The organism is Thauera sp. WB-2 (assembly GCF_027594845.1).
Lineage (GTDB): Bacteria > Pseudomonadota > Gammaproteobacteria > Burkholderiales > Rhodocyclaceae > Thauera > Thauera mechernichensis.
Genome location: NZ_CP088935.1, coordinates 1897238 through 1917187 on the forward strand (window position 1 = coordinate 1897238; position 19950 = coordinate 1917187).

The window sequence follows — 19950 nt, forward strand, 5'->3', positions numbered from 1 at the left end:
CCCCTTTCGACAGCAACGGAATGTCCATGCGCCGCTCCATTCTCTCCTCCGCCCTGAGCCTCTGCTTGCTCTCCACCGCTACCCCCGCGCTTGCTGACGAGGCTGCCTTTGCCGCCTGCCTCTCGGGCTTGCGTGCCGAGGCGGCCGCAAAAGGGGTGAGTCGCACAACCTTTGATGCGCACGCTGCGGGGCTGGCACCGGACATGGCGGTGCTCGGCTTCCTCGACGCTCAACCCGAGTTCATCACCCCGATCTGGGACTACATGGCTGGCCTGGTGGATGAGGAGCGCGTGGCCGACGGCCGCGCCATGCTCGCCGAATGGCGTGCGGTGCTCGCACGCGTCGAGGCCGAGTATGCGGTTGATGCCGCTACCGTCGTTGCGGTGTGGGGGGTGGAGAGCAACTACGGACGCAACTTCGGCAGCCGGCCGCTGCTGACCTCGCTGTCGACGCTGTCCTGCTTCGGCCGTCGGCAGGCCTTCTTCCGCGGCGAGTTCTTCACCACGCTCAAGATCATCCAGGATGGCCACGTTGCGCCCGAGCGCCTCACCGGCTCGTGGGCCGGTGCGTTTGGCCACACCCAGTTCATGCCCAGCACCTTCATGCGTCTGGCGGTGGATTTCGATGGCGACGGACGCCGCGACCTGGTCGATAGCGTGCCCGATGCGCTCGCCTCGACGGCCAACTTCCTCAAGAGCGCGGGCTGGCGCAGCGACCAGCCCTGGGGCTTCGAGGTGAGCCTGCCGCGCGGCTTCGACACCGCGGGCGCGGGCCGGCGCAACAAGCAGCCGATGAGCGACTGGGCGGCTCGCGGCGTAAGGCGGGTCGATGGTTCGCCGTTGCCAGCCGGCGCAACCCCGGTCGGCCTGCTGCTGCCTGCGGGGCAGCCTGGGCCGGCCTTCCTGGTGACGCGTAATTTCGATGCGCTGTATTCCTACAACGCCGCCGAGAGCTATGGACTGGCGATCGCCCATCTCTCCGACCGGCTGCGCGGCGCGGGCAGTTTCGTGACGGCGTGGCCGACCGATGATCCTGGACTGTCGCGTGCCGAGCGTCGCGAACTGCAGCAACTGCTGATCGAGCGTGGGCATGACATCGGTGCCGCCGATGGCATGATCGGCGCACGCACCCGCGAGGCCCTGAAGCTGGAGCAACTGCGACTGGGGCTGACGGCAGACGGTCGTGCCGGCCAGCGTGCGCTGGTCGCGCTGCGCGCGCAGGCCGGGCGCCAGTAGGTGCTGGTGATGGAAGAATGCTGATCGCTGAGCCGGAGCAGGGCCCTCGGCCCGTCAGGGTCGTCGTAGGGGGCGTTGCCGGCTCGACCGGCGGCGATCGCGCCGGCTGAGGGTCAGGCTGTTGCCTGCCGACGCTGGGCGCGGGCGACGCGCTGAGCTTCATCGCGTGTCTCGGCCAGCACTTCCTGAACATAGTCGAGATGGGCGCAGGCGATCTGGCGTGCATCCTCGGCACGGCGGTCCATGATTGCCCGGTACAGGGTGCGGTGCTGGTCGAGCAGGGCGTCGCGGATGTCGCTGCCCAGGGGGATCATGCCGCCGATGTTGGTCACCACGTTGCGCTCGAGCAGGTCGAACAGACTGCGGATGGTGTGCAGCAGCACTGCGTTGTGGCTGGCTTCGGCGATGGCAAGGTGAAAGTGGGCGTCAGCCGCGCCTTCTTCGGCGCGACTGACCCGGCCCTTGCGCAGGTAGCAGTCCTGTACGCGCTCGAATGCCGCGCTCAGCCGCTCGCGGTCGGGCTCGGTGGCGCGCAGCGCCGCATAGTAGGCGCAGGAACCCTCCAGCGTGTGACGGAATTCGATCAGGTCGCGCTGCGCCTCCGGGTTGCGCTCCAGCAGATCGTTCATCGGGTCACGGAATGAGGAGCCCAGCGTCTCGCTGACGAAGGTGCCCCCGCCATGGCGGCTGGTGAGCAGGCCGCGCGCGATCAACTTCTGCAGTGCCTCGCGTACCGACGGCCGCGACACGCCGAACTGCTCGGCCAGCGCACGTTCGGCCGGCAGGCGCTCGCCGGGGCGCAGGCTGCCCTCGAGGATCAGGGTCTCGATGCGGTCGATGATGTCGTCGGCGAGGCGGCGTTGCTGCAGGGGGGTGGCTTTCATGGATCCTTCTCCGAGGGCCGGCACGCACTGAGTGTTTGGTCGGCGGCTGGAATCTAGCTGCTGTGGCTGCTGCCGGCAAGCGGTGGATGAACAGCTGCGGCTGCCGCAGGCAGGTCGAGCTGGCGCCCCCTTATGCATGTATCCGAAAAATTGATGTTTTTGATTGACAGCACTCCAGGGCACCCTTAGTCTAGCTCAGCAATTGGTATAGTGGTCTTACCAATTTAGCGATCATGAGTCCTCTTTGAATCCTTGCTGGAGACTTCTATGTCCGGTCTGGTCCTTGTGAATGTGGCGGGTGCAAACAACCTGCCGTTGCGGGCGGGGTGCTGAGATGCAATCCGGAACGCTCGCGCTGCTCGCGTTTTCCCCGATCCTGCTGGCCGCCATCCTCCTTGTCGGTTTGCGCTGGCCAGCGCGGCGCGCCATGCCGGTCGTGTATGTGCTGACGGCAGGTATCGGTCTGTTCGTGTGGGAGATGAGTTTCAACCGCATCCTGGCGTCGACGCTGCAGGGGCTGATCATCACCATCGGTGTGCTGTGGATCATCTTCGGCGCCATCCTGTTGCTCAATACGCTGAAGTACTCGGGGGCGATCTCGACGATCCGTTCCGGCTTTGCCACCATCAGCCCCGACCGCCGCATTCAGGCCATCATCATCGCCTGGCTGTTCGGCTGCTTCATCGAGGGGGCGTCGGGCTTCGGCACGCCGGCCGCCATCGCCGCGCCGCTGCTCGTTGCGCTCGGCTTCCCAGCCCTGGCGGCGGTGTTGCTCGGCATGCTTGTGCAGAGCACGCCGGTGTCCTTCGGCGCGGTCGGCACGCCGATCATCATCGGCGTCAATAGCGGCCTGGACACGGCGACGATCGGTGCGCAGCTGGTCGAGCGCGGTTCGAGCTGGGAGGTGTTCCTGCAGCTGGTGACCAGCAACGTGGCGATCATCCACGCCATCGTCGGTACGGTGATGCCGCTGATCATGGCGATGATGCTGACGCGCTTCTTCGGTAAGGAGAAGAGCTGGAAGGCCGGGCTGGAAGTGTTGCCGTTCGCGCTCTTCGCCGGCTTTGCATTCACCATTCCCTACGCCATCACTGGTGTGTTCCTCGGCCCCGAGTTCCCGTCGCTGCTGGGTGGCCTGGTGGGCCTGGCGATCGTCACCTCGGCGGCGCGGTTTGGCTTTCTGGTGCCGAAGAAGGCCTGGGATTTTGCCGAGCCCAAGGACTGGCCGAGCGAGTGGATGGGCAGCGTCGAGATGAAGCTGGACCAGCTGCCGCGCCATCAGCAGATCGGCATCGTGCGTGCCTGGCTGCCCTATGTGCTGGTGGGTGCGCTGCTCGTCGCCAGCCGCGTCATGCCCGAGTTTGGTAATGCGCTCAAGGCTGTGGTGCTGAGCTTCCCCAACCTGCTTGGCGAGAAGGGCATCAGCGCCAACTTCCAGCCCTTGTATCTGCCGGGTGGCATCCTGGTTGCGGTGGTGCTGGCCACGGTCGCGCTGCACGGCATGCATGCGCGCTCGCTGGCCAAGGCGATGGGTGAGTCGTCGCGGGTGCTGCTCGGTGCCGGCTTCGTGCTGCTGTTTACGGTGCCGATGGTGCGCATCCTGATCAATTCGGGCGTCAATGCCGCCGAGCTGCCAAGCATGCCGATCGCGATGGCGCAGTGGGTGGCCGACAGCGTGGGCGGGGTGTATCCGCTGCTGGCGCCGGCCGTGGGGGCGCTGGGCGCCTTCATCGCGGGCTCGAATACCGTGAGCAACATGATGCTCAGCCAGTTCCAGTTCGGTGTCGCCAGCACGCTCGGCATCTCCGGCGCGGTGATCGTGGCCGTCCAGGCGATTGGCGCTGCTGCAGGCAACATGGTGGCGATCCACAATGTGGTGGCGGCTTCGGCAACGGTGGGTCTGCTCGGCCGCGAGGGTGCGATCCTGCGCAAGACGTTCTGGCCGACGGTGTACTACGTGCTGATGACGGGCGTGGTGGCGATGATCGCCATCTATGTGCTCGGTGTCACCGATCCGCTGGTCGCGCAATAGGGCGGCAAGTAGGTAATAGCAGCAGTCGCGGGGCGACCCGCGCTGCTGCAGAATGAAGACGTAATCCCCAAGGAGACGATTCGCATGAGTCACGCTTCTTCCGTGGCGCCGAACGCCACACGGACAGCCCCGGCGATCGAGCCGCCGCGCCAGTACCCCGACAAGCCCGCGGACGTGTTCCTGTTCGGCACCTGCGTGCTGGACCTGTTCTTCCCTGATGCCGGCATGGATGCGATCCGCCTGCTCGAGCGCGAGGGCATCAGGGTGCACTTTCCTCAGGCGCAAAGCTGTTGCGGGCAGCCGGCCTATACCTCCGGCTATACCGACGAGGCGCGCGTGGTGGCGCGTGCTCAACTGGCCCTGTTTGCCGGCGACTGGCCGGTGGTCGTGCCGTCGGGCTCTTGTGCGGGGATGTTCCGCCACCACTACTTCGAATTGTTCAAGGACGAGCCACAGACCTTGAAGCAGGTTGAGTCGCTGGCTGCGCGTACCTTCGAACTGGCCGAGTTCCTGTTGAACGTGTGTCGCGTGCAACTGCACGACAGCGGCGCACCGGTGAAGGTCGCGCTCCATACATCGTGCAGTGCGCGGCGCGAGATGAATACCCACGTGCATGGCCGTGCGTTGCTGGGGCAGCTCGCCGCTGTCGAGCGCGTCGATCATGACCACGAGAGCGAGTGCTGCGGCTTCGGCGGCGCCTTCAGCGTGCGCATGCCGGATATTTCCGGAGCGATGGTCAAGGACAAGACTGCGGCGCTCAAGGGCTCCGGTGCGGCCGAGGTGGTGAGCGCGGACTGTGGCTGCCTGCTCAACATCAATGGTTGCTTCGAGAAGCAGGGTGAGCGCCTCCGCGGTGAGCACCTGGCCAGCTTCCTGCTGCGTCGCACCGGCGGGCACAAGGGAGACGGGCGATGAGCGCGATGACCGACGTGCCTGCCGTGCCGATCGCCTTCAGGCGCAACGCGCGCGAGGCGCTTGCCGACCCGCAGCTAAGACGCAACTTCCGTGGCGCGATGGACTTCCTGATGGACAAGCGCCGCGTCCAGTTCCCTGATGGCGACGAACTCGAGCGTTTGCGCGCATTCGGCAACCGCGTGCGCGCGCGGGCGCTGTCCAAGTTGCCCGAGTTGCTCGAGCGGCTGGATGCAAACCTGAGCCGCAACGGCGTGAAGGTGCACTGGGCCGAGACGGTAGAGGAGGCCAACGCCATCGTCCACCGCATCGTCGAGCAGCACGCGGCGAAGAAGGTGATCAAGGGCAAGTCCATGGTCAGCGAGGAAATGGAGATGAACCATTACCTCGGCGAGCGCGGGGTGGATTGCCTCGAGTCCGACATGGGCGAGTTCATCGTGCAGCTGCGCGAGGAGAAGCCCTCGCACATCATCATGCCGGCGATCCACCTCAACGTTGGCCAGGTGGCTTCGCTGTTCCACGACAAGCTCGAAGTGGATTACACCGAGGACGTCGACCGCCTGATCCAGATCGGTCGCGAGACGCTGCGGCGCAACTTCTTCGAAGCAGACATCGGTGTTTCGGGGGTGAACTTCGCCATCGCCGAGACCGGCACGCTGCTGCTGGTCGAGAACGAGGGCAATGGCCGCATGTCGACCACCGTACCGCCGGTGCACATCGCGGTCACCGGCATCGAGAAGGTGGTGGAGAACCTGCGCGATGTCATCCCGCTGCTGTCGCTGCTGACACGCTCCGCGACCGGCCAGGCGATCACGACCTACGTCAACATGATCTCAGGCCCGCGCAAGGCCGACGAACTGGACGGCCCGCAGGAAGTGCACCTGGTGCTGCTCGACAACGGCCGTAGCCAGGCCTTCGCCGACGGTGAGCTGCGTCAGACGCTCAACTGCATCCGCTGCGGAGCGTGCATGAACCACTGCCCGGTCTACACCCGCATCGGCGGTCACGCCTACGGGACGGTATACCCGGGCCCCATCGGCAAGATCGTCACCCCGCACATGCTGGGCCTCGACACCACGCGCGACCTGCCCACGGCGTCGTCGATGTGCGGCGCCTGCGGCGAGGTCTGCCCGGTGAAGATTCCGATTCCCGCGCTGCTGCGCCGATTGCGCGAGGAGGCGGTGCGTGCGCCTGAGGCGGTACCGCATCACATGCGTGGGCAGGGCAGCAAGTACTCGAAGAAGGAGGCGATGCTCTGGAAGGCCTGGCGCAAGCTCAACACCTCGCCCGCGCTCTATCGTGCCTTCAGCTTCGCGGGCACACGCTTGAGCGCGCTGATGCCCTCGAACATCGGCCCGTGGACCGAACACCGCAGCGCGCCCAAGCCTGCCGCGCGCAGCCTGCACGAGCTCGCCCGCGAGCATCTGGGAGAAGATTGAATGAGCGCCAAGGACAGGATTCTTGCCAAGCTGCGCGGCAGCCTCGTTGGCACCACCCCGGTCGCGGACGACTACGACGCTGGCCTGCTGACCGAGCCCTGGCGCTACGCGGCCGACGATCGTATCGCTCGCCTGCGCAGCATGCTGGAGGCCGTGCATGGCGAGACACAGCTGACGACCCAGGCCGACTGGCCGCAACGCGCACTGGAAGCACTGGCTGCGCGCAATATCGGCGAGTTGCTGGTTTCTCCGGACACTGCGCATGGCCAGCAGCTGGCAGCGCATGTCGCCGCCAGTGCTGCGGGTCTGCGCCTGAAGGCCTACGACCAGCCCGTCGAGGCGTGGAAGGAGGAGCTCTTCTTCCGCACGCCCGCCTCGCTCACCGGCACACTGGGCGGTATCGCCGCCACAGGCAGCCTGGTGCTGTGGCCGACGCCGCAGGAACCGCGGCTGATGAGCCTGGTCCCGCCCCTGCACATTGCCTTGCTCAAGGCCAGCGAGGTGCGCGACAACCTGTATGAGCTGATGCATGCACAGCACTGGGCGTCGGGGATGCCGACCAACGCCTTGCTGGTGTCGGGGCCCTCGAAGACGGCCGATATCCAGCAAACGCTCGCCTACGGTGCCCATGGCCCCAAGGAACTGCTGGTGCTCATCCTCGAGGACGCCTGAGCCGTTCGCCGACCTTGCTGTGCAGTAGACCGGGCCACGACACGCGCACGCGCGCATGTCGTGGCCCGTTTTCATGGCGTGGGCTCGCCGTGCCTTCGTTCAGCCCGGCCGGCGGGTGTGGAGCAGGTAATTGACGTCGGTGTCGCGACCGAGTGAGTACACCTTGGTGAGCGGGTTGTAGCTCATGCCGATCAGTTCCTGCGTGTCCAGGCGAGCCTGGCGGCAGTAGCGGGTGAGTTCGGACGGCTTGATGAATTTGGCGTACTCGTGCGTCCCGGCAGGGAGCAGCTTGAGCACGTATTCCGCGCCGATGATCGCAAACACATAAGACTTGAGGTTGCGGTTGAGCGTGGAGAAGAAGACGTGGCCGCCGGGCTTGACCAGGCGCGCGCAGGCGGCGATGGTGCTGGCCGGGTCAGGGACGTGCTCGAGCATTTCCATGCAGGTCACGACGTCGAAGGCGGCAGGGTTTTCGTCGGCGAAGGCTTCCGCGCTGACCAGTCGGTAATCGACCTTGTGGCCACTCTCGAACAGGTGCAGCCGTGCCACGCTGAGTGCCTTTTCGGACAGGTCGATGCCGGTTACGTCCGCACCGACGGCGCTCATGCTTTCGGCGAGGATGCCGCCACCGCAGCCGACATCGAGCACCTTTTTGCCCGCGAGCGCGGCCTTGCCGTCTATCCAGCCCAGGCGCAACGGGTTTATCTCGTGCAAGGGGCGGAACTCGGAGGCCGGGTCCCACCAGCGGTGGGCAAGTTCGCTGAATTTCTGCAGTTCGGCGGGGTCGGCGTTAAGGGTGCTCATGATCTAAGGCCAGCTTGATGAGGGTGCAGGATGGACCGTGGCGCTCGATGGGCGTTCCGGCGTGCCGTCCAAATGAAAAAGCCCCGCCGAGGCAGGGCTTTTCGGACATCGGGCTCGTGATTACTTGGAGCCGATGACTTCCACTTCCACGCGACGATCCGGCTGCAGGCAGGAGATCAGCGCAGCACGGCCACGAACGTTGTCGCACTGGTTGCCGGTGACGGGCTGGGTCTTGCCCTTGCCTTCGGTGTAGATGCGGTTGGCGTCGACACCCTGGGCGACCAGGTAGGTCTTGACGGCAGCGGCACGGCGCTCCGACAGACGCTGGTTGTAGGCGGCCGAGCCGATGCGGTCGGTGTGGCCGACTGCAAGGATCACTTCCAGCTTGAGCGACTTGGCCTGGGCGGCGAGGTCGTTCAGGCGGGCCTGGCCTTCGGGCTTGAGCACGGCCTTGTCGAAGTCGAACAGAGCGTCAGCCGACAGCTTGATCTTGTCAGCGGTGGGCTTCGGAGCCGGAGCCGGGGCGGCAGCAGCGACCGGAGCTGCGCACTTGTCGGCGGGAACGATGTCGGAGTCGCAGGCGCAGCCGACCGGGAACTCGCCAGCAAGGGCGGTCGAGGCGGCAGCCGGGCTCCAGTAGCCGGTACGCCAGCACAGGCCGGCACCGCTGCGGGCGACGACATTGCGCGCGTCGATCACGTAAGGGATTTCGCCCTGGCCGGCCACGACGACGTCGGCAGCCTGCGCGAAGGCGCTGGGAGCGGACACGCCGAGGGATGCGATGGCGGCCAGCATGAGCACTTGCTTCTTGGTTTGTTTGATCATGGTTTCCTCTTTGATGGGCGAGTCGCCGGAGTTTCCACAGGACGGATTGAAAACGTGCGTTAAGCAGCTTTCGCGTTGGTTTGCACCAGTGTATCCAGTTCAATTACCGAACCTAGTTTGCCACACCGACGCGATGCGCAGCAATTCGCTGTCTCTAATATGCAACAGCTGAACGCCTTTGTCCACGCGGGTTTCTCCGTTTACCCAGACGTGGGAGACGTTCTCCCGACCGGCGACATAGACCAGATGCGAGATCGGGTCGAAGCACGGCCGGCAGTGCAGGCCGCCAAGGTCCACCGCACACAGGTCGGCTGCCTTGCCCGGCTCGATCGAGCCGATACGGTCCGCCATGCCGAGCGCATCGGCTCCGCCCAGTGTGGCCATATGCAGTGCGGCGTGGGCGGGGACTGCGCTCGCATCCAGGCTGCCTACCTTGGCAAGCAGGGCGGCATGGCGCATCTCCTGGAAAAGGTCGAGTCGGTTGTTGCTCGCTGCGCCATCCGTGCCCAGGCCGACACGGATGCCTGCTTCGAGCAGGCGGGGAATGGGGGCAATGCCGCTGGCCAGCTTCATGTTCGAGGTCGGGCAGTGGGCGACACTGCAGTTGTGGCGCGCGAGCAGTTCGATGTCGGCGTCGTCAAGATGCACCGCATGCACACCGATGAGGTTCTCGCCGAGCAGCCCCAGCCGGGCCAGGCGGGCGAGCGGGCGCAGGCCGTGCGTCGTGATCGAGTCGGCGATCTCGCCCGCGGTCTCGTGCACATGGATGTGGATTGGTAGTTCGAGCTCCTCGGCAAGGGCGAGCGCGCGTGCGAAGCTCCTGTCGCTGACCGTGTAGGGCGCGTGAGGGGCGATGGCGAAGTCGATCAGCGGCTCGCGTTGCCAGCGGTCGCGTGCGGCAAGGCCCTTGCGCAGGTAGTCGTCGGCGTCGCTCGCGTAAGGGGTGGGGAACTCGAGCATGACGATGCCGACCACCGCTCGGATGCCCGTGGTGGCAAAGGCCTCGGCGGCGGCTTCGGGGTGGAAGTACATGTCGTTGCACGTGGTGATGCCGCCGCGCAGCATCTCGGCGGCGGCGAGCAGGCTGCCGTCATGCACGAAGGCGGCCGAAACGTGGCGCGACTCGGTCGGCCAGATCGCCTCCTGGAGCCAGCGCATGAGCGGCAGGTCATCGGCCAGTCCGCGCATCAGGTTCATCGCTGCATGGGCATGCAGATTGACCAGGCCGGGCATGAGTACATGGTCCGGCAGGTCGAACACCTTGCGGGCGGCGAGCCTTCCGCGTGCGTCCGCGCTGGGAAGGATGTCGGTGATCCGGCCTTTCGAGACGACGACAGTGTGGTCATCGAGGACGACGCCCGCCGGTTGGACGGGGATGACCCAGCGTGCGTGGATTAGCAGGTCGGCAATCTCGTTCAAGATGGAGCTCCGCAATGTCCCGGTCGATCAGGTGGCGTGCCGGGCAGGTTGTCGCAAGGGTTGGGCGGCGAATGCATCGACCATTATTAGCATGGGCGTTCGTGGCCAACAACACGACCGCTGGCCCTGTGGCCAGGGGGATGTGAGAAATGCGCCGGCGGTTCGCCCGCAGCGCATCGCTTCATGCAACAATTCGGCCATTCCTATTGGACTGATGGCGGCTCTGCGGCCACCGCGAATGTATGAACGCGACTCCAAGCCGGATCGGCAAATACAGGATCATCAAGGAGGTCGGACGTGGTGCTACCGCGATCGTCTACCTCGCCGAGTCTGACGACCGGCCCGAGCCTGTCGCCGTCAAGCATGTGCGTTTCGATGACAAGGTCAAGGACGAGGCGAAGTGGAACCGCCGCCTGGTCAAGCTGCTCAGGGCCGAGCAGGTGGTGTCGAGCCGTCTGAACCACCCCAACATCATCCGCATCCACGATGCTTCGATCGAGCCGACACAGGCCTATGTGGTGATGGAGTACTTTCCGGGTGGCTCGCTGGAGCGCTACTGCAGCTTCGACAAGCTGCTGCCGATACACCGCACGATCGGCATCGTCTTCAAGTGCTGCATGGCGCTCGATCATGCCTACCGGCAGGGCATCGTGCATCGCGACATCAAGCCGGCCAACATCCTTGTCGACGACGAGGACAACGTGAAGATCACCGACTTCGGGCTTGCGCTCAACATCAACAAGAAGCTCGATACCGACTCGACCTTCATCATGGGTGTGGGCTCGCCGGCCTACATGAGCCCGGAGCAGATCAAGGGCTACCCGCTCAACCAGAAGACCGACCTCTATTCGCTGGGCGTCCTGCTTTTCCATCTGCTCACGGGCCGATTGCCTTTCCGCGCCAGCAACCCTGCCCAGCTGGTGTACAAGATCATCAATGCCGATCCGCCCTCGGTGTCGCAACTCAATCCGGATGTGCCCGAGCAGATGGACGCGGTGATCCGCAAGGCGCTGGAGAAGGATCTGTACTCACGCTATCGCAATGGCGCCGAGTTCGCCAAGGATCTTGCTGCGGTGCGCTACCAGATCCTCGATGAGGACCAGGCTCCGCTTGACCAGGCCCGCTTTGCACGCTTGCGCAAGCTCGCGTTCTTCACCGAGTTCGAGGACATCGACCTGTGGGAGGTGATGCGCATCTGCGCGTGGCGCAAGGTCGGGCCGCAGGTCGCCTTGATGCGCGAGGGCGACAACGACCAGCGCTTCGGGATCGTCCTCGAGGGCAAGGTCGAGCTGTCGATCGAGGGGCGCCGCGTCATGCAACTCGGGCCGGGCGAGGTGTTCGGGGTGCAGGCCTGGCTCGACCAGCTCGAGCGCAGGCACATGATGACCGTTGTGTCGGTCGGCGAGCTGAGCTATCTGGAGGTCAACCCGGCTGCACTCGCGCTCGCCAGCGAGGAGGTGCTCGAACGCTTCCGCCGCGAGATCTCGACCGTGGTAGTGCGGCGCCTGGCACAGGTTTCGCGTGAGCTTTCCGCGACTGCGCCCGCCGCGCTGCGCGCGGAACACACCGCAACGGGTTTCGATCTGCAACTGCTCGATAACTGAAGGCCTGCCAGGCCAGGCCGGGCAGCGGCCCTGCCTAGCGGGCCGCGCCGAGCGCGCGTGCCCTGGTGGCGCTGGCTTCGCGCGCGGCCGCGTCAGGCGCCTGGATCTCGAGCCAGTGGCCGAGATGGCGACAGGTGAGTTCGGAGAGGGCCTGCATCCATTCATGACGCTCGTTGAGGCAGGGAATGTAGTGGAACACCTTGCCGCCTTTCTCGAGGAAGGCCTCCTTGCACTCCATGGCGATTTCCTCGAGCGTTTCCAGACAGTCGGCGACAAAGCCGGGGCACATCACATCGACGCGTCCGACGCCTTGGGCAGCAAGCGCCTCGAGTGTCGGCTGGGTGTAGGGCTTGAGCCACTCGGCCTTGCCGAAACGGGACTGGAAGGTGACCAGTACGCGCTCGGGTGCGACGCCCAGGCCTTCGGCCACGAGGCGGCCGGTCTTGTGGCATTCGCAGTGGTAGGGATCGCCGAGGTCGAGGGAGCGCCGTGGTACGCCATGGAAACTCAGCAGGAGTCGATCTGGTTCGCCATGGACAGCCCAGTGCTCGCGTACGCTCGCGACCAGGGCTGCAATGTAGCCGGGATCGTCCTGGAAGCTGCGCACGAAGCGGATCTCTGGCTGGTTGCGCCAGTGCGCGAGGCAGCGCCCGACCTCGTCAATGACGGTCGCCGTCGTGCTGGCCGAGTACTGCGGGTACATCGGCACCACCAAGATGCGCGTACAGCCGCGGCTGCGCATGCCATTGAGCGTGTCGGCGATGGAGGGCTTGCCGTAGCGCATGGCGTAGGCGATGTCGAGTTCGCCATGGCCGGCCTTGAGCAGGTAGCCTGCCAGCAGCTTGGCCTGGCGTTCGGTGTGGACTTTCAGCGGTGAGCCTTCGTCCATCCACACGCTCGCGTACTTGCGCGCCGAGGCCTTGGGACGGGTGTTGAGGATGATGCCGTTGAGGATCGGCCACCAGATCAGGCGCGGGATCTCGACCACGCGCGGGTCGGACAGGAACTGCTTGAGGTAGGGGCGTAGTGCGGCAGCGGTGGGGGCGTCGGGTGTGCCGAGGTTTACCAGCAGCACGCCGGTGCGGGTTTCGGAGCCGTGCTTGAACGGCGGTTCGGTCCAGTAACGAGACATCGGGGTCCTTGTCGGCGGGCGGGCGAGCCGGGCCGAAGGCCGGCTACGGCCCATCAATGGTTCGAAGACAGGGCGTTCGAGAGCAGTCGTGCCGTGATGTCGACGATCGGAATCACGCGGTCGTAGGCCATGCGGGTGGGGCCGATGACCCCGAGCGAGCCCACGATGCGGCCGTCGACCTCGTAGGGTGCGGTGATCACGCTGCAGCCGTCGAGCGGGGCCAGGCCGGATTCGTCGCCAATGAAGATCTGGACGCCGTCGGCACGGTTGGAAAGGTCCAGCAGCTGGATCAGGCCGGTGCGCTGCTCGAACAGCTTGAACAGTTCGCGCAAGCGGGACATGTTTGACGACAGGTCCTCGAAGTCGAGCAGGTTGGTCTCACCCGAAATCACGTAGCTCGAAGCGTTCTCTTCTGCAGCCTCGGTGCCGGCATCCACGGTCGCCGTCATCAGTTCGGTCATGTCGCTGCGCAACTGGCGCAGTTCCTCGCCAAGGCGGCGGCGGATCTCGTCGAAGCCAAGGCCGGCGAAGTGTTCGTTGAGGTAGCTTGCGGCCGCGCTGAGTTCGGCGCCGCTGTAGCCGCGACGGGTGACCAGAATCCGGTTCTGGACGTCGCCGGCGGTCGTGACGATGATGAGCAGGATGCGCGTCTCGGCCAGGCTGACGAACTCGAACTGGCGGATGCGGATGGCTTCCTTGCGCGGCGCCACGACGATGCCCGCGAACTGGGTGAGTTCGGACAACAGGTGCGAGGCGGAGTTGATCAGGCGCTGGGGCTGGTCGGGCAGGAACTGGCCCTCAAGGGCGCGCACGCGGGCGTTCTCGAGCGGCTGCACCGTGAGCAGCGAGTCGACGAAGAAGCGGTAACCGCGTGCGGTGGGGATGCGCCCGGCAGAAGTGTGCGGACTGGCGATGAGGCCCATCTCCTCGAGATCGCTCATCACGTTGCGCACCGTGGCCGGCGACAGGTCGAGACCGGAGAAGCGGGACAGTGCACGCGAACCGACCGGCAGACCGTCCGCAATATAGCGTTCGATCAGGGTCTTGAGCAGGATCTGGGAGCGGGCGTCGAGGGCGTTCATTTCAGTCGAGAACTATACTTCGAAATGCACCGGAATGCCGCGTGCAGGCGCACTGAGCGGGGTATCTTCCACGTCGGGTGTTGTCGGCGGCTTGCATGAATGTGGTTTAATCCGCGCTCATGAGCTTCAGCTTCCAGACCATCGCCCTGATTGGCAAATACCAGAGCGCCGACGTTGCCGAGTCGGTGACTTCGATTGCGCGTTTTCTACGTGAGCGCGGGCTCAAGGTACTGATCGAGCAAGGCACGGCAAGTTTCATCGGCGGCACGCCCGACTTTCCGGTCGCCAGCTATGAACATATCGGTGCCGAGGCCGATCTGGCCGTGGTCATCGGCGGCGATGGCAGCATGCTGCACAGTGCGCGCCGGCTGATCGAACACGGCGTTCCGCTGGTGGGGGTCAATCTCGGGCGCCTCGGCTTCCTGACCGACATCTCGCGCACCGACGCTTGCGAGCGCCTCGGCGAGATGCTCGATGGCCGCTTCAGCGAGGAAACCCGCTTCATGCTCGACGCCGAGGTGCTGCGCGCGGGCGAACGCGTGTTCCACACTCTGGCGCTCAACGATGTCGTGGTGAACAAGGGCGACCTGGGGCGCATGATCGAATTCGATCTCTCCATCGACGGTGAGTTCGTCTACACCCAGCGCTCGGACGGCATGATCGTGTCTACACCGACAGGGTCGACCGCCTATGTCCTCTCCGCCAATGGTCCGATCCTGCATCCGAGCGTGGGCGGGATCGCCCTCGTGCCCCTGTGTCCGCATGCGCTCACGGCGCGTCCGATCACCATCCCCGATACCTGCCGGATCGACATCGACCTCTTGCCGCACCAGGATGCGCGCGTGCATTTCGACGGCCAGACGCGTTTCGATCTGCGCTCAGGGGATCGTGTGCGCCTGACGCGATCGTCGCGCGCGCTGCGTCTGCTGCATCCGGAGGGGTACAGCTATTTTGCGATGTTGCGCGAGAAGCTGCACTGGAGTGCTTCGCCCAGACACAACTGATTCCCCGCGGTGGTCGTGACCTTGCGGCCAGTGAGCGCCCGGGCTGCGCCGGGTCGAGCACGCTGCCGTGGGTTGTTTCCACCGCGCCTTGCCTTCGACTGATCGATTCCCATGCTGCGTAATCTGACCATCCGCGACTTCGTAATCGTCGATCGCCTCGAGCTGGAGTTCGAGGCCGGTTTCGGCGCCCTGACCGGGGAGACCGGCGCCGGTAAGTCGATCTTGCTCGACGCGCTGGGGCTCGCCCTCGGCGGCCGTGGCGAAGCGGCGATGGTGCGGCAGGGCTGCGAGCGTGCGGAGGTGAGCGCGGAGTTCGACCTGCCTGCTGCCGGCGAACTGCTTGACTGGCTGCGCGAGCAGGCCTTGCCCATTGACGATGGGGCGTTGATCCTTCGTCGCACGCTTGATGCGGGCGGGCGCAGCCGGGCCTGGATCAATGGCAGCAGCGTCACGCTCGCGCAGTTGCGCTGCGCGGGAGAGTGGCTTGCCGACATCCATGGCCAGCATGCGCATCATGCATTGCTGCGCGCCGATGCTCAGCGCGCGTTGCTCGATGCCCATGCGGGCGCGTTGCCACTGGCGTCCGAGGTCGCCAGGTGTCATCGCGAATGGCAGCGCCTCGTGCGGCTGCGGCGCGAGGCCGAAGCCGACTCGGAGAGCTCGGCGCGCGAGCGCGAGCTGCTCGCCTGGCAGTTGCGCGAGCTTGACGACTTGGGCTTCGACCCCGCCGAGTGGCAGGAGATCAATGCCGAGCACGGCCGTCTTGCGCATGCAGCCGGCCTCATCGAGGGGGCGGAGGAGACCTTGGTGGCGCTCGCCGAGGGGGATGGCGCGGTGTGTTCGGTGCTGCGCCACGTCGATGCTCGTATTGCAGCGCTGGCCGACTACGATCCGACGCTCGCCGACGTGCGCGACCTTCTTGCTGCGGCCGCGATCCAGGCCGACGAGGCGCTGCATGCGCTGCGCCGCTACCGCGACCGTCTCGATCTCGACCCCGGCCGCCTTGCCGAGGTGGAGCAGCGCATCGCTGCCGTGCTGGATATGGCGCGCAAGCACAGGGTCGCGCCCGAGGCGCTCGGCGAGCTCAGGCAGCAATGGCAGGCAAGACTGGAGGCGCTCGAGGCGAGTGCCGATCCGCAGCGCATGGCTGTTGCGGAGGCCGAGGCGCGCAGGCGCTTCGATGCCGCAGCCGCCGAGTTGTCCGCCTGCCGGGCACCGGCCGCGCAGAGTTTGTCGGTGGAGATTACCGAGGCGATGCAGACCCTGGCGATGGCCGGTGGACGGTTCGAGGTCGCCCTCGAGGCCTGCGAGCCTTCCGCGAACGGTGTGGAAACTGTCGAGTTCCGTGTTGCGGCCAACCCGGGGCAGGCCCTGCGCAGCCTGGCCAAGGTCGCTTCAGGCGGCGAATTGTCCCGTATCGGGCTGGCGATTCAGGTCATGACCAGCCGTGATTCGGCAGTGCCGACACTCATCTTCGACGAGGTGGATGTCGGTATCGGCGGTCGCGTCGCGGAAATCGTGGGCACCTTGCTGGCGCGCCTTGGCGCCGATCGCCAGGTGCTGTGCGTGACCCACCTTCCGCAGGTGGCGGCGTGTGCGGACTGGCAGTGGCGCATCGCCAAGCGCGAACATGATGGCGCTACCGTCAGCGAGGTGGTGGCGCTGGGGGCGAGCGAGCGGGTTGAGGAGATCGCGCGCATGCTCGGCGGGGTGAATATAACGGCCACCACCCGAGAGCACGCGGCAGAAATGTTGAACCGCAGCTAGTGTAGTGCTGCGCTCTTAAGCATACTTAATTGACGACTTCCGCTATCATGCTTCATGCATGCGGAGCGGAGGGTCGAATGCGGGTTGCGCCAGAGATTGTTTTGACCGAGGACGAACGAGCGGAGTTGATGAAGCTGACGAGTTCGCGGCTCACGAGCGTCAGGTTGTCGCAGCGCGCCCGCATTGTGTTGCTGGCCGCCGAGGGCATGCAGAACCTGCAGATTGCGGAACATTTGGGCATCGGGCGAATTCAAGCGGCCCGCTGGCGTGGGCGCTATGCCGAGATGCGGCTTGCGGGAATCGAGCGCGACTTGCCACGGGGTGCGCCGCCGAAGAAGGTGGAGTTGGCGCAGTTGGTGGAGCTGACCACGCAGAGCAAACCGGAAACGGCTACGCACTGGAGTAGCCGCAAGATGGCGGCGAAACTGGGCGTTCACGCGACCACCATCTCGCGCCATTGGAAAGCGGCCGGCTTGAAGCCGCATATCGTGCGTGGTTTCAAGGTCTCGCGCGATCCGAAGTTTGTCGAGAAACTTGAAGACATCGTCGGTCTGTACATGGCCCCGCCCGAACACGCCTTGGTGCTGTGCTGCGACGAGAAAAGCCAGGTGCAAGCGCTGGATCGCACACAACCGGGACTGCCGCTGAAAAAGGGCCGGGCAGCCACCATGACTCATGACTACAAGCGCAACGGCACGACGACCCTGTTTGCCGCGCTCAACGTGCTCGATGGGCAAGTCATCGGCCAATGTCAGCAGCGGCACACCCACGCCGAATGGTTGAAGTTCCTGAAAAAGATCGACCGTGAAACGCCCAAGGACAAGACCTTGCACCTGATCGCCGACAACTACGCGACACATAAGCATCCTGTCGTGCAAGAGTGGCTGGCCAAGCATCCGCGCTTCGTCATGCATTTCACGCCTACTTCGACCTCCTGGCTGAACATGGTCGAACGCTTCTTTCGTGACATCACCACCGAGCGACTGCGCCGTGGGGTCTTCACCAGCGTTTCCGAACTCATCACCGCCATTGATCAATACATCGCTCACCACAACACTGACCCCAAGCCCTTCATCTGGACCAAGAGCGCTCGCGACATCCTGCAGAAGGTCATCCGCGCAAACAGCCGCTTAAGTTCCAAACAAAATGCAGCACTACACTAGGTGCCTGCAGGCACCTGGCGTCAGGTTTCGCGGTTGGGGCAGTTCTCGCGCTTGCAGTCGGCGTACAGGTAGAGCGCATGTTCTCGGATGGAGAAGCCGCGTTCTTCGGCGACCTTGTTCTGCCGGCGTTCGATCTCCGGGTCGAAGAATTCCTCGACCTTGCCGCACTGCATGCACACCAGGTGGTCGTGATGGCCGCCCTCGTTGAGCTCGAACACGGCCTTGCCCGACTCGAAGTAATGGCGCTCGAGGAGTCCGGCCTGTTCGAACTGGGTGAGAACGCGATAAACCGTGGCAAGCCCGATGTCCATGCCTTCGTTCATCAGCGAGCGGTAGACGTCTTCCGCGGTGAGGTGGCGCTGATCCGAGCTCTGGAAGAGATCGAGGATCTTCAGGCGGGGGTAGGTCGCCTTGAGGCCGATGCTTTTGAGGTTCTTCGAGTTGTCGGACATGGGAGCCTGAATTGCGTGCAAGTGGAAGAGAGATTGGCCCGGAGTCTGTGTGCGTCGCGGAGCATGCATGCCGCAAGTGTGCGGGCCGGTATCCGGGGTGCAGGCTTGCGCAGGGGCGGAACCCGAAGGTCTTCATGCGCCAGCGCCTCGGCAACACGGCGTATGTTATATTTTTTACCCCCTTCTGAGAACCGCGACCCGGTCGCGTCAGGCTTGAAATCATCCATGCGTTCCTACATCGCTGCGGTAACCGTCACTGCCGTCCTGCTTGGCGGCTGCTCTCTAGACTCCGCGATCGGAGTCGTAGACCCGTATCGGATCGACATCCGTCAGGGTAATTACGTCGATCAGGACATGCTTGCCCAGCTGCGCAAGGGCATGTCGCGCGAGCAGGTGCGCTTCGTCCTGGGGTCGCCGCTGGTCGCGGACGTGTTCCGCAATGACCGCTGGGACTACGTCTATCACCACCGTTCGGGTCGTGCTGCGCCCCAGCAGCGCGTGATCTCGGTGTTCTTCGTCAATGATGTGCTCGACCGCGTCGAAGGTGATGTGCAGGCCGCCGATGCGACGGGCGAGGGCGCGCAGCCGTCGACGCGTGTCCGTGTCGTCGAGGTGCCAGGGCCTGCCCGGCGCGACTGAATACCGCTCAGCCCGGCGAGCGCGCACGACGCGGCGCCGGCTAGCGCTCATATCATCTATTCCAGGATTGCAACAGAATGTCCGATGTCAGGGTTGCCATTGCCGGTGCCTCCGGCCGCATGGGGCGCATGCTGATCGAGGCGGCGCTCAAGGAGGAGGGGGTCGTGCTCGCCTCGGCCTTCGACCGTCCGCAGACCCCCTTCATCGGCCGTGACGCCGGTGAGATGGCCGGGATCAACACCGGGGTGCAGATCACCGATGACGCGGCTGCAGCCATCGCTGCGGCCGATTGCGTCATCGACTTCACGCGCCCGGAGGGTACGCTCGTTCATCTCGCCCTCGCGCGTGAGCTGGGCAAGGCCGTCGTGATCGGTACCACCGGGTTCGACGCTGCCGGCAAGGCGGCCATTGCCGAAGTTGCGCAGCAGGTTCCGGTCGTGTTCGCGCCCAACATGGCGGTCGGCGTCAACGCCGTTTTCAAGCTGCTCGAGGTCGCTGCGCGCATTCTCGACGAAGGTTACGACGTGGAAGTGATCGAGGCGCATCATCGCTTCAAGGTCGATGCCCCGTCGGGTACCGCCCTGCGCATGGGTGAGGTCGTTGCCCGCGAACTGGGTCGCAATCTGGATGCGTGTGCGATCTACGGCCGCGAGGGCTACACCGGAGAGCGCAAGCCCGAGACGATCGGCTTTTCCACCATTCGTGGCGGTGATGTCGTCGGCGACCATACCGTGCTGTTTGCCGGCCTCGGTGAACGTATCGAGATCACCCACAAGTCGGGCAGTCGCATGCCCTACGCCACTGGTGCAATGCGCGCCGCGCGCTTCCTTGGCGGCCATTCGTCCGGTCTTTTCGACATGCAGGATGTTCTCGGTCTGCGTTGAG

General features: G+C 65.1%; 18 protein-coding genes. 11 read left to right on the forward strand and 7 right to left on the reverse strand.

The window, feature by feature from the left end:
* Positions 1-20: 20 nt before the first annotated feature.
* On the forward strand, positions 21-1235 hold the full coding sequence (locus LQF09_RS08675) for a lytic murein transglycosylase (RefSeq protein ID WP_270069707.1): 1215 nt from the start codon (positions 21-23) through the stop codon (positions 1233-1235).
* Positions 1236-1348: 113 nt separating this feature from the next.
* On the opposite strand, the gene LQF09_RS08680 is transcribed toward LQF09_RS08675, so the two are convergent.
* Positions 1349-2119 (reverse strand): GntR family transcriptional regulator, encoded by a 771-nt coding sequence (locus LQF09_RS08680; RefSeq protein WP_002928083.1) that lies wholly within the window; start codon positions 2117-2119, stop codon positions 1349-1351.
* Between the two features lie 334 nt (positions 2120-2453).
* Here LQF09_RS08680 and LQF09_RS08685 point away from each other — a divergent pair, with 334 nt between their 5' ends.
* The 4 genes from LQF09_RS08685 to LQF09_RS08700 all read left to right on the forward strand — a co-directional run bounded on the left by LQF09_RS08685 (position 2454) and on the right by LQF09_RS08700 (position 7174).
* Positions 2454-4151: an L-lactate permease gene (locus tag LQF09_RS08685; RefSeq protein WP_270069708.1), complete on the forward strand. Its 1698-nt coding sequence runs from the start codon at positions 2454-2456 to the stop codon at positions 4149-4151.
* Positions 4152-4235: 84 nt separating this feature from the next.
* Positions 4236-5066 carry a (Fe-S)-binding protein gene (locus LQF09_RS08690; RefSeq protein ID WP_002928086.1) on the forward strand — a complete coding sequence of 277 codons (831 nt, stop codon included), beginning with the start codon at positions 4236-4238 and terminating at the stop codon, positions 5064-5066.
* The gene (locus LQF09_RS08695; RefSeq protein ID WP_270069709.1) at positions 5063-6502 is read left to right on the forward strand and encodes a LutB/LldF family L-lactate oxidation iron-sulfur protein; all 1440 of its coding nucleotides are present in this window, start codon (positions 5063-5065) and stop codon (positions 6500-6502) included. Before LQF09_RS08690 ends, LQF09_RS08695 begins: the two co-directional genes overlap by 4 nt.
* Positions 6503-7174: a LutC/YkgG family protein gene (locus LQF09_RS08700; RefSeq protein WP_002943828.1), complete on the forward strand. Its 672-nt coding sequence runs from the start codon at positions 6503-6505 to the stop codon at positions 7172-7174.
* Positions 7175-7273: 99 nt separating this feature from the next.
* Here LQF09_RS08700 and ubiG read toward each other — a convergent pair whose 3' ends face one another.
* The 3 genes from ubiG to LQF09_RS08715 form a co-directional block, all read right to left on the reverse strand.
* The gene (gene ubiG, locus LQF09_RS08705; protein WP_002943823.1) at positions 7274-7978 is read right to left on the reverse strand and encodes a bifunctional 2-polyprenyl-6-hydroxyphenol methylase/3-demethylubiquinol 3-O-methyltransferase UbiG; all 705 of its coding nucleotides are present in this window, start codon (positions 7976-7978) and stop codon (positions 7274-7276) included.
* A 120-nt stretch (positions 7979-8098) separates the two neighbouring features.
* On the reverse strand, positions 8099-8803 hold the full coding sequence (locus tag LQF09_RS08710) for an OmpA family protein (RefSeq protein WP_270069710.1): 705 nt from the start codon (positions 8801-8803) through the stop codon (positions 8099-8101).
* A gap of 99 nt (positions 8804-8902) precedes the next feature.
* A complete protein-coding gene (locus LQF09_RS08715; protein ID WP_270069711.1) occupies positions 8903-10222 on the reverse strand; it encodes a TRZ/ATZ family hydrolase in 1320 nt (439 codons plus the stop codon).
* A 242-nt stretch (positions 10223-10464) separates the two neighbouring features.
* On the opposite strand from LQF09_RS08715, the gene LQF09_RS08720 reads away from it, so the two are divergent.
* Positions 10465-11826 carry a serine/threonine protein kinase gene (locus LQF09_RS08720; protein WP_002928104.1) on the forward strand — a complete coding sequence of 454 codons (1362 nt, stop codon included), beginning with the start codon at positions 10465-10467 and terminating at the stop codon, positions 11824-11826.
* A gap of 34 nt (positions 11827-11860) precedes the next feature.
* Here the strand turns inward: LQF09_RS08720 and hemH are convergent, their stop codons facing one another.
* Positions 11861-12958, reverse strand: coding sequence for a ferrochelatase (gene hemH, locus LQF09_RS08725; RefSeq protein WP_002928106.1), 1098 nt, complete (start codon positions 12956-12958; stop codon positions 11861-11863).
* A gap of 53 nt (positions 12959-13011) precedes the next feature.
* Positions 13012-14040: a heat-inducible transcriptional repressor HrcA gene (hrcA, locus tag LQF09_RS08730; protein WP_002928114.1), complete on the reverse strand. Its 1029-nt coding sequence runs from the start codon at positions 14038-14040 to the stop codon at positions 13012-13014.
* Between the two features lie 119 nt (positions 14041-14159).
* On the opposite strand from hrcA, the gene LQF09_RS08735 reads away from it, so the two are divergent.
* The 3 genes from LQF09_RS08735 to LQF09_RS08745 all read left to right on the forward strand — a co-directional run bounded on the left by LQF09_RS08735 (position 14160) and on the right by LQF09_RS08745 (position 17974).
* Entirely contained in the window at positions 14160-15044 is an 885-nt protein-coding gene (locus LQF09_RS08735) for an NAD kinase (protein WP_002928116.1), read from the forward strand.
* Positions 15045-15155: 111 nt separating this feature from the next.
* Entirely contained in the window at positions 15156-16811 is a 1656-nt protein-coding gene (gene recN / locus LQF09_RS08740) for a DNA repair protein RecN (protein WP_270069712.1), read from the forward strand.
* Positions 16812-16888: 77 nt separating this feature from the next.
* Positions 16889-17974, forward strand: a complete 1086-nt coding sequence (locus LQF09_RS08745) for an IS630 family transposase (protein WP_270069586.1) — start codon at positions 16889-16891, stop codon at positions 17972-17974.
* 20 nt (positions 17975-17994) lie between these two features.
* On the opposite strand, the gene fur is transcribed toward LQF09_RS08745, so the two are convergent.
* Positions 17995-18426 (reverse strand): ferric iron uptake transcriptional regulator, encoded by a 432-nt coding sequence (gene fur / locus LQF09_RS08750; RefSeq protein ID WP_002928122.1) that lies wholly within the window; start codon positions 18424-18426, stop codon positions 17995-17997.
* 225 nt (positions 18427-18651) lie between these two features.
* Between fur and LQF09_RS08755 the strand changes: the two genes are divergently transcribed.
* Both LQF09_RS08755 and dapB read left to right on the forward strand, forming a co-directional pair.
* Positions 18652-19065, forward strand: coding sequence for an outer membrane protein assembly factor BamE (locus LQF09_RS08755; protein WP_002928127.1), 414 nt, complete (start codon positions 18652-18654; stop codon positions 19063-19065).
* 77 nt (positions 19066-19142) lie between these two features.
* A complete protein-coding gene (gene dapB, locus LQF09_RS08760) occupies positions 19143-19949 on the forward strand; it encodes a 4-hydroxy-tetrahydrodipicolinate reductase (protein ID WP_270069713.1) in 807 nt (268 codons plus the stop codon).
* The last annotated feature ends 1 nt before the right edge of the window (position 19950 follow it).